General features: G+C 53.1%; 10 protein-coding genes. 2 read left to right on the top strand and 8 right to left on the bottom strand.

Translation table 11 applies throughout. From position 1 onward, the window contains the following. Window positions 1–17 precede the first annotated feature (17 nt). From gabT to B0X71_RS04010, 5 genes are read right to left on the bottom strand one after another with little or no spacing between them, the layout of a single operon-like run. Window positions 18–1,367, bottom strand: coding sequence for a 4-aminobutyrate--2-oxoglutarate transaminase (gene gabT, locus B0X71_RS04030; protein ID WP_077588243.1), 1,350 nt, complete (start codon window positions 1,365–1,367; stop codon window positions 18–20). Next, window positions 1,342–2,661 (bottom strand): peptidase, encoded by a 1,320-nt coding sequence (locus B0X71_RS04025; RefSeq protein ID WP_232336781.1) that lies wholly within the window; start codon window positions 2,659–2,661, stop codon window positions 1,342–1,344. The genes gabT and B0X71_RS04025 overlap by 26 nt, the downstream gene beginning before the upstream one ends. Window positions 2,662–2,673: 12 nt before the next feature. Beyond that, window positions 2,674–3,336, bottom strand: coding sequence for a 3-oxoacid CoA-transferase subunit B (locus tag B0X71_RS04020; protein ID WP_077588241.1), 663 nt, complete (start codon window positions 3,334–3,336; stop codon window positions 2,674–2,676). Then, window positions 3,321–4,025 (bottom strand): CoA transferase subunit A, encoded by a 705-nt coding sequence (locus tag B0X71_RS04015; RefSeq protein ID WP_077588240.1) that lies wholly within the window; start codon window positions 4,023–4,025, stop codon window positions 3,321–3,323. Before B0X71_RS04015 ends, B0X71_RS04020 begins: the two co-directional genes overlap by 16 nt. An 11-nt stretch (window positions 4,026–4,036) precedes the next feature. Continuing rightward, window positions 4,037–5,359 (bottom strand): aspartate aminotransferase family protein, encoded by a 1,323-nt coding sequence (locus tag B0X71_RS04010; protein WP_077588239.1) that lies wholly within the window; start codon window positions 5,357–5,359, stop codon window positions 4,037–4,039. Window positions 5,360–5,782: 423 nt separating this feature from the next. On the opposite strand from B0X71_RS04010, the gene B0X71_RS04005 reads away from it, so the two are divergent. Next, a complete protein-coding gene (locus tag B0X71_RS04005) occupies window positions 5,783–7,366 on the top strand; it encodes a PucR family transcriptional regulator (RefSeq protein WP_077588238.1) in 1,584 nt (527 codons plus the stop codon). Window positions 7,367–7,916: 550 nt separating this feature from the next. On the opposite strand, the gene B0X71_RS04000 is transcribed toward B0X71_RS04005, so the two are convergent. Together B0X71_RS04000 and B0X71_RS03995 are read right to left on the bottom strand one after the other, a co-directional pair. Next, window positions 7,917–8,387: a DinB family protein gene (locus tag B0X71_RS04000; RefSeq protein WP_077588237.1), complete on the bottom strand. Its 471-nt coding sequence runs from the start codon at window positions 8,385–8,387 to the stop codon at window positions 7,917–7,919. Window positions 8,388–8,419: 32 nt separating this feature from the next. After that, on the bottom strand, window positions 8,420–9,871 hold the full coding sequence (locus tag B0X71_RS03995) for an amidase (RefSeq protein WP_077588236.1): 1,452 nt from the start codon (window positions 9,869–9,871) through the stop codon (window positions 8,420–8,422). Between the two features lie 265 nt (window positions 9,872–10,136). Here B0X71_RS03995 and B0X71_RS03990 point away from each other — a divergent pair, with 265 nt between their 5' ends. Beyond that, window positions 10,137–11,276, top strand: coding sequence for a CapA family protein (locus B0X71_RS03990; protein WP_077588235.1), 1,140 nt, complete (start codon window positions 10,137–10,139; stop codon window positions 11,274–11,276). A gap of 97 nt (window positions 11,277–11,373) precedes the next feature. Here B0X71_RS03990 and B0X71_RS03985 read toward each other — a convergent pair whose 3' ends face one another. Next, a complete protein-coding gene (locus B0X71_RS03985; RefSeq protein WP_077588234.1) occupies window positions 11,374–12,291 on the bottom strand; it encodes an aldo/keto reductase in 918 nt (305 codons plus the stop codon). Window positions 12,292–12,315 lie beyond the last annotated feature (24 nt).

The raw sequence follows: 12,315 nt of genomic DNA, 5'->3' as shown, positions 1-12,315 counted from the left end.
ACATCTCTCTCCAGCATCTATTGCACTGTCTTTTCATGCATCAATTGTTCCAGCACATCCAACCCTTCATTCAGCTGGTCATCCGTGATGACGAGCGGGCTCAAAATCCGGAGGATGTTTCCATAGAGACCGGCGCCCATAACAATGACACCCCGCTTGTTCGCTTCCTGGACGATGGCGGCGGTGAGTTCTTTATCCGGTTCTTTTGTCTCCGGATCTTTCACGAATTCGATTGCCGCCATTGCACCGAGTGCGCGCACATCGCCGATTGCCGGTATCCGGTTCTGCAGATCCATGAACCGTTCGGCGATCCTGTTGCCGATTTCCATCGCCCGCTCCGGCAGACGCTGCTGTTCCATCAGTTTGATCACTTCCAGTGCTGCGACACAACCAAGCGGACTTCCGCCGTAAGTGCCGCCGACTTCACCCACGTTCGGTGCATCCATGACTTCCGCCCGGCCGGTCACCGCACTGATCGGCAGACCCGCTGCAATCGACTTCGACATTATCATGAGATCCGGCACCACCCCGAAATGCTCCATCGCAAACATCTTTCCCGTCCGGCCGAATCCCGTCTGCACTTCATCCGCGATGAATAAAATCCCGTGTTCCTCGCAAATTTGCTTAATCCGCTGAATGAACCGTTTGGACGGCACAACGAAACCGCCTTCGCCTTGAACGGGTTCCATGATAACAGCGGCCACTTCTTCAGCGGGCACCTCGCGCAGGAAAAATTCACGGAACTGGCTGATGACCATGTCATCCACTTGTTCTTCTGTCATGCCGGCAGCCGCCCGGTAATAATACGGATACGGCATTTTATACGTATCCGGCGCGAATGGTCCGAATTCGTATTTATACGGCTTCACTTTGCTTGTCAGTGACATCGCCATATATGTCCGCCCATGGAATCCGCGCTCGAATGACACGATCGCTTTTCGTTTTGTGTATTTACGGGCAATCTTGATCGCATTCTCGACAGCTTCTGCACCGCTGTTCAGGAAAAACGTTTTTTTGTCATGTTTGCCGGGTGTGATGCTGTTCAGCTTTTCAGCCAGCTCGATATACGGCTCGTACATCATGACGTGAAAACAGGGATGCAAGTACTTCTCCGCCTGCGCCTTGACCGCTTCCACGACAGACGGCGGGCAATGTCCGGCATTTTGAGAGCCGATGGCGCCGGCAAAATCGATGAACACATTACCGTCCACATCCGTCAGCAACGCCCCTTCCGCTTTTGCCGCGAATGTCGGGACCGTATTGAATGGCCCCCTCGGCACATGTTGATTGCGTCTTTCCAGTAATTCCTGCGCTCTCGGACCCGGTATGGCCGTCTTCAGCTCAATGGATCGCGTTTTCTGGATCATCGGATTTCCTCCCTGCTTTATTTGTCTGTGCCACGCCGCACCAGTCCACCAATGTGCAGGCAATCACTTCTGCGGCTTTAAACACATGGTCAAGTTCAATGTATTCATCCGGAAAATGAGCCATTTCCGTTGTACCCGGACCGAAAACGACTGCCGGAATACCGCCGGCAGTTGTCAGCAGGCCGCCATCCGTTCCCCAAGGAGATGCTTCAATGACCGGGTCCGTTCCGATCAGATCGCGGAAATTGGCGCAGAGGGAATTCATCAGCCCGTGCCCCAACGGGATGGATCCGGGCAGCCAGCGTGCGCCGAACCATTCAAGTCTCGGCGGATGGGTTTTAAACCATGGGTCGATCGCAGCCAGTTGCGCAAGCCACCTCGTCATTTCTGTCTGCGCTTCATCAATTGTCTCTTCGGGCGATACGCCCATCCGGCCCTCCAGTTTCACCAGATCCGGCACAGAAGACGGCCAGTCCCCGCCTTCAATTTTTCCGATATTGATCGGCACCGGAATCAGGGCGTTTTCATATAACGGATCAGTGATTTGTTTATTCCGCATTTCCTCAAGTTTTCGGAGGTGCTCGACGACAAGCATGCTTTTTTCAATGGCACTTACGCCCTCATAGCGGGTACCGCCGTGCGCCGACCGGCCTCGCACATGGATCCGGAACCACATCGAGCCCTGCTGCTTCGGAAAAATCTTCAAATTCGTCGGTTCCGGAATGATGGCCGCATCCGCTCTATATCCCCGTAATATTGCAGCCAGTGTGCCCGCGCCGCCGCTTTCTTCTTCAATGACACTCTGAAAGATCACATCGCCTTTCAGCCGGATGCCGCTTTCCTGCAATGCCTCCATTGCCAGAAGCAGTGCCACATTTCCACCTTTCATATCCGTGACCCCGCGGCCGTACATCCGCCCGCCGATGATTGCACCACTGAACGGATGATTCGCCCATTGCTCCCGGTCGCCGGCTGGAACCACATCAATATGGCCATTCAAGATGACAGACCGGCCACCTCCCTGTCCTTTCAGCACACCGACCACATTCAGGCTTCCCTTGAAATTCTCCCGCGCCGAGATGAAATCCGGATGGCGGCTCAGCTCTTCACCGCCCGGTTCCCATATATCCACTTCCAGATCCATGCCGCGCAGGATATCGGCCACCAGCCGTTGCGCATCCTGTTCATTGCCTTGCGTGCTGTCCTGCTGCACGAGCTGCTGCAGCAAGTTAATGCCATACTCCCGGTGCGCATGGACCCAGCCGGTCAGTTCTTTTTTGATCTGTTCCGTCACAATGACTCCCCCTCATTCCACAGTTTCCAGATGCCGGGCGATGTGGAGCGGCGCTCCGGTCTTTTCTACGACATCCTTGATGCTGTATGGCTCCATTACTTCCTGCAGCACAAGACCATCCGCTGTCACTTCAATGACCGCCATGTCCGTGATGATCAGATGGACACATTGCCTCGCTGTCAGTGGCAGCGCACATTCCTCCACAATTTTCGGTTCCCCATTTTTACTTGTATGGCTCATAAGCGCAATCACTTTTTTCGCCTTGGCTGCGAGTTCCATCGCCCCGCCGACACCGGATACCCGTTTGCCCGGCACAATCCAATTGGCCAAGTCTCCTCTCCTGCTGACTTCAAGTCCGCCGAGAATGGTCACATCCAAATAACCGCCCCGGATCATGCCGAATGCAGTCGCGCTGTCAAAATACGATGCCCCCTGCACCACCGTCACCGGGAAACCGCCCGCATTGCACAGATTCGGATTTTCATGTCCTTTTTCCGGCGCTTCGCCCATGCCCAGGATGCCGTTTTCCGCATGAAACATCACGCCGCTGTCCGGGGAAATATAGTTGGCGACAAGCGACGGGATGCCGATACCAAGATTGACGATCATGCCATCCTCGATTTCCTGCGCCGCCCGCTCGGCAAGCCGGTTCCGTTCTTCTACTCCCATGCCCATCGCCAGTTCACTCCTTTTGTCGGAATAACCATATCGATAAAAATACCGGGTGTGAAGATGCATTCCGGATCGAGTGAGCCGGCCGGCACAATTTCCTCCACTTCGGCAATCGTGAATTTTCCCGCCATCGCGACGAGCGGATTCGTGTTCCGGGCACTCGTGTCATATACGAGATTGCCAAACTCATCCGCCTGTTTGGCATAGACAATCGATACTTCCGCTGTTAACGCCGGCTCGAGCAAATACTCCTTGCCGCCAACCGCCACTTTCTGCTTGCCTTCCTCCAGCATGCTGTCGAGACCGATATCCGTCAGCACGCCGCCCAGACCCACGCCGCCTGCCCGGATTCGCTCCGCCAATGTACCCTGCGGCGAGAATTCCACATCCAGCTTGCCATCAATCATCAGCTGACCGGCCACCGGATTCGAGCCGATATGTGAAGCAATCAATTTCCGCGCCCGGCCTAAGCTGATCAGTTTGCCAATGCCAATTTGCGGAAACCCCGAATCATTGCCGATCAGCGTCAGATCCTGCACGCCTTTATCAATGATGCCGTCAATCAAGGAAGGCGGATTTCCCACTCCGCCAAATCCGCCGAACATGATCGTACTGCCATCGTGAATATGCGCCATCGCTTTCTCCAATGTCCCTGTCTTCTTCAGCCGCCGTCTTGTCTCCCGCACCTGCATGCTTATCCCTCCTAGTCCAATGCCGTTACTGCGTTAATGCTGTATTCCTGCTGCAGTTCAGCGGCAGTTTTTTTGAACAGCCGTACAAGTTCGTCCATCTCTTCCTGATTTATGGTAAGCGGCGGCGCCACTATGACGGTATCGCCGTCTCCGCCACTCGCGCCGGCTGCCGGGTAGACAAGCAGCCCATTGTCCCGCGCTTTTTTAACGAATGCAGCCGTAACGCCCATTTCTTTTGGGAATGGCCGATTCACTGCGGAATCTGCTGTAAGATCGATGCCGATCATCAGTCCTTTGCCGCGCACTTCCCCGATCAGCGGACAATACGCCCCAAGTGCTTTGAATTTATCCAATAAATACAGCCCGCTCATAGCCGACCGTTCGACCAGACCGTGTTTCTCGATGTATGCAAGAACAGCCACTGCCGTTGCCGCTGATTGCGGATTCGCGCTGTAAGTATGGCCGCTCATCACGGATTGTGTGCCTTTGAGGATCGGTTCCATGACCCGGGCACTGACCAAAGCTGCCGCAATCGGTGTATAGCCGGCCCCCATTCCTTTCCCGAGCGTTATGATATCCGGCTCGGCTCCCCAATGATCCATGCCGAACATTCTGCCGGTGCGGCCAATACCCGTCATCACTTCATCTGCAATGAACAGAACCTGATGGTGGTCGCAGATTTCCCGGATGCGTTCGTAATAGCCGGCAGGCGGTATCAGCACACCGCCGGCTGCGCCGACAATCGGTTCGGCGATGAATGCCGCGACGTTGTCCGCCCCTTTCCGCCGGATCGCCTGGTCGAGTTCCTCTGCACCCGCCAGGCCGGCGTCAGGTGGAGAAATGCTTGGCAATTCATCGAGAAGCGGCGCGAAGCGCTTCCGCCTTTCAAGATGCCCCGACATCGACAGCGCACCGAGCGTGATGCCATGGTAACTGTTCCAGCGGGACAGCACTTTGTTTTTTCGGTAATTCCCTTGTTCCTGCCAATGCTGGATGGCAATCTTCATCGCGGTCTCGGTCGCCTCGGAGCCGCTGTCAACGAAAAACGACCAATAATCCGTGTCACTGCCGACCAGTTCATTCAGTTTTTGTGCCAATTGCTCGGCGGCATCCGTTGTGAATTGAGAGCGGTAGGTGAATGAAATGCTTTTCGACTGGTTATACATGGCGTCGATAATTTCTGGCACCGCATGGCCGAGAAGCGCCGTCACAGCGCCTGACGAGCCATCCAGGTATTTATGGCCGGCAGCATCATAAATGTAAACACCCTCACCGCGCACGGCTGTCGGGTACTCATCGTCCATCTTCGGCTTGATCAACAGAGAACGTTCCATGGAATCAGCCTCCTTTGCAAAAAATTCCTGATGTTGATGCTATATAAATTGGATTAAAGAATGGAACATTTATAAACCGCTTCGGCTGCTCAGGGCACAGCTTTCACAATGAGCCGAAAAGAGCGTTCGTCTCATTGCTCCGCTCAGCCCGCGGACGCGCCAGCGCTTTACAGGCTGCAAGTGAATCAGCGAACGTTGATTTTTCTACTAGAAAATATTAATAAGCAAAAATCATTAGTCCAACCCACTATATCTGAAAATACTGAATAATAATGTGTTATCTCCATCGTATCGGATGGACCGAGCGGAATCCATTGGACGCAGCCCCAGAAAGATGTAGCGTTTTCTTATACACACTGTACAAAAACGAAAGAACAGTTCTATACTTAAATTAAGATTTTCGCGATACCAGGAGGGGTCCCGATGAATATCACAGTCCAGGAAGCGCTGCAGCTGCCGGTGATGGCGAAAGCCCGGCTGGTGGCCGGTGCAGCAGGCATCCACCGGCCGATCCGGTGGGTGACGATTGTTGAAGTGATTGAAGACATTAACCGGCTCCAGCCGGGGGAATTCCTGATCACCACCGCATACGGACTGGCAGACAACCGGCAGCATTTCCTCGATCTGCTGCGGATGAATAAATTATCCGGTGTGGCGTTATACACCGGGTTTTATTTGAAAGAAATGCCGGCGTCATTCATAGAAGCTGCCAACGCGAGCGGCCTGCCGCTCATTGATATTCCGTCGGATATTAATTTTTCCGCAATTACGGAAGGCATTTTGCAGGAAATCGCGAACCGGCAGACGGAGATCATTTCATCTTCACTGAATACCCACAAGGAATTGACCGGACTCGTGCTAAAAGGCGGCGGTGAGGAAACGGTGACCCATACACTTGCCAAGCTGACGGAGACCTCCGTTTTTCTTTTAAATGAAATTGGGGAGATGACACAGGCCGTCCCATGTCATCCACGCATGGCTGATCGGGATTTCGGTGGTCATCCTGTATTTGCAGACTGCAGGGAGTCATTCAGACCGGTGGAAATTGAGGAAGATGACCTGCATTTGCTGGTTCATCCGATTGTGGCGGATAATGTGTTTTACGGGGCAATCATCTCAGGCAAACCGAAAAACGCATGGAAAGAGACAGATCGCGCGGTCATCGAACATGCGGCGACGGTATATGCCATTGAGCGGCTGAAAAGCGATGCGGTGGAACAGACGCAGGTCCGATTGCGCGGGGAGTTCCTGGAGGAGATTCTCCATAAGAATTTCAGGAGCCGGTCTGCAGCGGTCGAGCATGGCAGAAAGTTCGGTTTTGATCTTTCCCGGCCGCACACAGTCTTGCATCTGAAGCTTGCGCCACCGCTGCCCGGCAACGGACAGACCGGCGACCTTCAGGCACACGTCACTGCAGTGCTCGGGCGGGAAAAGCTGAATTTCCTGATGAAGGAACGGCTCGAGGCGATTACCGTGCTGCTTCCGATGCCGGCTGCTGACTGTGCGGCGATTGCCGAAATGATCCATATGGGCTGGGATACAGAAAGTTCCGCTATCCGCCTCATTATCGGTCTCGGCCGGACGTATGAAGACGTCAGCAGGTTCAGTGAGAGTGCCGCGGAAGCCGTCACGGCAGCGGATCTGCATGATCTCCTGTTGAATCAGAAAGAGATTATCCACTACGATGAACTCGGCACTTATCAATTGCTGCTGCAAGTAAAAGACAGCGGCGGCGATTTATCTTCCTTTTACCGCCAGGTTCTCGGCAGCCTGATTAGGTCAAATGGCCATGGCATTGATTTCATCGCTACGCTGACCGCTTATTTCAAGCATAATTTCAATACCCAAGCGGCGGCTGAAGAGCTGTTCATCCACCGCCATACGCTGAAGTACCGGCTGAATCAGGCCCAACAGAAATGCGGATGGGATCTGGATTCCGCAGATGAACGGCTGAAATTGCAGCTCGCGGTTGCCGCTTACCGGCTCGATCAGCATTTGGAAAACTAGTTGTAAAAAGAGGCTGTCCAAAAAGCCTTTAGGCTTATCTTGCCCGGATGTTCTTCCATAACGGAACGGCTTCTGCTACGAAAACACTCGCTTGCTTCTGCGCAAGCTCGTCGCATTAAAACATCTGCTCCTGCGCCGCTTCGCTTGCCTGTCGCAAACAGCAGCGGCAACTGCTTTACCGCTGCTGTTCGCTGGCTTCCGCCGTTCCGTGCCAGGCCAGTGAAAGAAACAGCCATAATAATAAAAAATGCATAAAAGGCGGGAAGAGGGTTCCAGTCCTCTTCCCGCCTTTTTTAATCTATTATTTGCTGATCCCGTTCACTGAAACGGTAAGATACGCGTTTTTCTGATCTGCCCTTGTCTCTTAAGCCGGGGTGGACAGGAAACCGGCGACTCCAGCGGAAGAACGGGTGGCCGAGACCCTCGCCGCGAAGCATGAGCGGCGAGGGCTCGGACGTCCGTCCGCGGAAAGCGTCCGGTTTCCCCATCCCGGGCCGGGAGATGCCGTCAACGAGTCTTTTTGACCTTTTCGGACAGTCCCTTCGTTCAATTACCAAGTGTCGCCTCCACTCGAAGGCGGCCAGGCACCGAGCGCCCGGCGTATCAGCACGATCTGGCCGGCATGGTAACTATTATGTGTTATGAGACTCATCAGAATCTCCATGCGCATCTGTTCTTTGTGCACAATCGCATACAGATCATCTTCCGCTTCTGTCACAGCTGTCTGCAAACCTTCTATGAACCGGGTAACGGCTTCGTTCCATGCAGCCTCGTCCGCCGGTGCCGGCTCAGCCGGCCAGGATTCCGCCGCCCGCTCCGGTCTCACCGGCGATTCACCCCGCAGCTGAGCGAGCAAATAATCCTGCCAGTAAATCATATGAAAAAGCACTTCCCAGACGGAATACGTCAGATCCGCCGGCCGTTTACCGGCAGTCCGCCAATCCAGTCCCTCCGCTATTTTTCCGGTATGGACATGGCTTGCTCTCCCGGTCAATCCTAATTGAAAAAATCGGTTCTCCATTCCATTCCCCTCCTTTTCGTTTTTGGCTATCTTCAATGTCCGGCAATCTCTTCTGTTTTCGCCCGCTCATAGCCGCCGAACTGTTCTTCCAGCCATTCACCGAGCTGAAACAGCGCTTCTTCATTGCCATTCCGGCTGATGAGCTGAACACCGATCGGCATGTGATTTTCATCTCTTCCGACAGGTACTGTCAAAGAAGGAAGCCCCCATGTATTGGCATATGCGATGAACGGCATATAGGACTGGAAAGTTTTTCGGATCGAGAAAATTTCCTTATAGACCACACCATGCTTCGGCGCACCGGTATGGTAGACCGGAAAAATAAGGACGCGGCCCTTCAAATAATGATCCAGTTCATCGTCTCCCCGCTTAAGCGATTCCCGGATCTCACTGAGCCGTTTTTCAGATGGCTTGAACAGAGCCGCTCCGATCAGCGCCCATGACAGGTACCGGTGAATATCCGCTTTTCCGGTTATGCGTTCTGTGATGTATGCCAGATGCGGCCGAATGGGCTGTTCGCCGAACGCTTCTTGCCCTGCGCCCTTTGCCCCCTCGATCGACATGATCTCCTGCCACAGCAGCGCCGACTGCCTGAAAAATGGAGGTACTGCATGAGCCGTCTGAAAATCCTTGCTTACTGTTTTGTAAATGCATTCCAGCAGACCGGCAGTATCTCCTGACAGCGGATAGCCCGTATCCGAGAGCACATCGATGATGAAGTCATCGAGGGATTTCTCTTCCGCCGGTTTCTCTGCAATGATGTTATAAAGGAGCCGGGCATCCCGGACAGTCTTCGTAATCGGACCGATACCGAGCATCCGGCGCTGCAGCTCGTGATCGACAGACGGATAACTGCCGGCTGCCGATACTTGTCCGCGCCCCGGTTTAAAACCGACGACGCCATTGAAATGACTCGGAAACCGAATCGAGCCGCCGATATCAGATCCGATTCCGGCAGCTGCACCTCCCGCAGCAATCAATGCCGCTTCTCCGCCACTGGACCCGCCCACCGTCCGCGTGAGATCCCGCGGATTATTCGTCCGGCCATACAGTTTATTATCGGTTTCCTGGCAAAAACACAGCTCAGGGGTATTTGTTTTCCCAAGGAGGATGGCCCCTTCCGCACGCAACTTCCGCACGACCTCCGCATCGTCATGCTGAACAAAACCCTTCCGGCGCAGCAGCCCGCCGGTTGTCTGCATGCCTGAAACCCCAAGAGCCTCTTTCATGCTCATCGGCACACCGAATAATTTACCGGACGCCTTGCCGGCAGCCAGCTGCCGGTCCGCTTCCGCCGCTTCCTTCCTCGCTTGCTCAAACCGGTCCTCCACGAGGCAATTCACCAGCGGGTTCACAATCTTCAGCTGCTGGATGTACTGCTCTGTCGCTTCCCGGGAAGACACATCCTGCCGGCTGATCCGCCGGGCCAGTTCCGTCGCATCCAAATCAAGCACCTGCAGTTTTGCTTCGACTGCCTTTTCCATTCCCATCCCCCTTATAAATTATCAGCATAGTCTGATTATAATACACTTGAGAATAAACGGTATTCTTTTTTCACAACTTTCAAGAAAGCGATATAGTACATTGTGCTGGTATACCGGATATGAATCGACCGATAGAAAATATCATCAGGCGGTAATTCCTCTTAATTTTAGATACGGCTAGTTAAATTGACACCGTTATAGTATCCTGAAAGAAAGTTTACACGCAATTTGATAAATTAACCTAACGATTACTGAGGTGAAACAATTGAAAAAGGTTCGGGTATCACTTGGCGTACTTCTACTGCCGCTTTCCCTGTTATCAGCCGGTTGCACATTCCAAGAGGCTGAAACCGTTATAGAAGCTGCTCCGTTTTCTGTTCGGGCGTTACCGATTGCGACAGTGCCGGAGAAAGTCATTAAAACCCGTGAAGTCACACTTGCTGCAGTCGGGGATGTACTGATCCACGACCGCGTATATAATGATGCAGAGACTGAAAGCGGTTACAATTTCAATCCTAAACTCGAAGAAGTAAAGCCTTACCTTGAACAGGCGGATATTACCATCGCCAATTCGGAAAGCATTGTCGGCGGGAGTGAGATCGGGCTGTCGGGATACCCTTCCTTCAACAGTCCATATGAAGTGGCGGACACGATGAAGAATGTGGGCGTCGATGTAGTGGCAATGGCCAATAACCATACGCTCGACCGCGGAATCCAAGCGGTTGAAAATGCCATCAATTACTGGCATCAGCTCGGCATTAAACATACCGGTTCTGCTCTTACAGAAGAAGCAGGCCGGGACATTCCGACAGTAACAGCCAACGACATCACATTTTCATTTCTGTCGTACACCTATGGCACAAACGGTGTCCAGACACCTGCCGGTCAGGAGTACTTGGTCAACCGGATCGACCGGGCACGGATTCAGGAAGATTTGAAGCGGGCGCAGGAACTGTCGGATGTTGTCGTGCTGAATCTGCATTTCGGCAAAGAGTATGAGCGGATGCCGAATGCAGAGCAGATCGATTTGGCGCATTTTGCAGCCGAGAATGGCGCTGATATCATCCTCGGACACCATCCGCATGTCCTCCAGCCGGCTGACTGGATAGAAACATCCGATGGCGGAGAGACGTTCGTCATTTATTCACTCGGGAATTTCTTCTCGGGCCAGGATGGGCTGTATAAACAGACCGGCGGCATTTTGCATCTGACGGTTGAAAAAGTCACAGATGCGGCCTCGGAAACCATCACGATCACAGAGCCGGCATTCACGCCGACGTTCGTGACCAGTGAAAATGAACAGAATTACCAAATGGAATTGCTGAAGAATGTGGATCCCGCTTTTAATGAGGAGATCAAAGAACATATGTCAATGTGGGTACCGGAAATGATGTTCATCGAATAGGCGCTGCAGAAAAACAGCACGGGAATTTTCCGGCATGCGCATCACTTCCATGGAACACAGTATACAAAAGCTCCCCCTGTGTCAGGAGGAGCTTTAGTTACGGCAGGTCATTGCCTGCGGCCCGGTAAATTTCATACCATTCCTGACGCGTCAGTTCGAGTCCGGATGCCTGCGAAATGGCAGTGAGCCGTTCCGGTGTCATCGTCCCGACAACTGCTTGGATACGCGCGGGATGACGCAGGATCCAGGCGACGGCGATGGCTGACTTGGATAAGCCGTAACGATCTGCAATTTCCTGCAGTTTCGCGTTAATCTCCGGCATATTCTTATTATCAAGAAAAAACCCTTCGAACTGGCCATAGCGAAATGGCGACCAGGCCTGGACTGTCATGTCATGCAGGCGGCTATAATCCAGCACAGAACCATCCCGGTTCACGCTATTCTCGTGCCGTGTATTCACTTGAACACCAGCGTCCATCATGCCGGTATGCAAGACGCTCAACTGCAGCTGATTGACGATCAAGTCCTGTCCCACATGTTTTTTCAGCAATTCAATCTGCATCGGGTTATGATTGCTGACACCGAAATGCCGGACCTTGCCGCTTGTTTTCAGCTCATGGAATGCCTCTGCCACTTCTTCCGGCTCCATTAACATATCCGGCCGGTGCAGCATGAAAATATCAATATAGTCGGTCTTCAGCCGCTTCAGACTATCATTGGCTGATCTCATTAAATGTTCTTTCGAGAAGTCGTAATAGCCTTTCCGGATGCCGGCTTTTGTCTGGATAATCATGTTTTCCCTTACCGCCGGTGTCATGCCGAGGGCTTCTGCAAATACGGATTCTGAAGCGCCTGCTGCGTAAATATCCGCATGGTCGAAAAAGTTTACACCGAGGTCCATCGCATTCCTGATAACCATTTCCGCTTTCGAGACAGGCAATTGGCCGAGTCCCATACACCCCAATGCGATATCCGACGCTTCAAGGCCGCTTGTTCCGAGTTTCAATCGTTTCAATTTCTTCACCTCTTTATCAGTATA

Origin of the sequence: Planococcus lenghuensis (assembly GCF_001999905.1) — a bacterium.
GTDB classification, from domain to species: Bacteria; Bacillota; Bacilli; order Bacillales_A; family Planococcaceae; genus Indiicoccus; species Indiicoccus lenghuensis.
Note: the sequence above shows the minus strand (reverse complement) of the source record. Positions and strands in the feature narration are given on the sequence as shown.

Coding starts and splice junctions, on each gene's coding strand:
- gabT (WP_077588243.1), bottom strand. CDS start 1,367: ATGATCCAGAAAACGCGATCCATTGAGCTGAAGACGGCCATACCGGGT.
- B0X71_RS04020 (WP_077588241.1), bottom strand. CDS start 3,336: ATGGGCATGGGAGTAGAAGAACGGAACCGGCTTGCCGAGCGGGCGGCG.
- B0X71_RS04015 (WP_077588240.1), bottom strand. CDS start 4,025: ATGCAGGTGCGGGAGACAAGACGGCGGCTGAAGAAGACAGGGACATTG.
- B0X71_RS04010 (WP_077588239.1), bottom strand. CDS start 5,359: ATGGAACGTTCTCTGTTGATCAAGCCGAAGATGGACGATGAGTACCCG.
- B0X71_RS04005 (WP_077588238.1), top strand. CDS start 5,783: ATGAATATCACAGTCCAGGAAGCGCTGCAGCTGCCGGTGATGGCGAAA.
- B0X71_RS04000 (WP_077588237.1), bottom strand. CDS start 8,387: ATGGAGAACCGATTTTTTCAATTAGGATTGACCGGGAGAGCAAGCCAT.
- B0X71_RS03995 (WP_077588236.1), bottom strand. CDS start 9,871: ATGGAAAAGGCAGTCGAAGCAAAACTGCAGGTGCTTGATTTGGATGCG.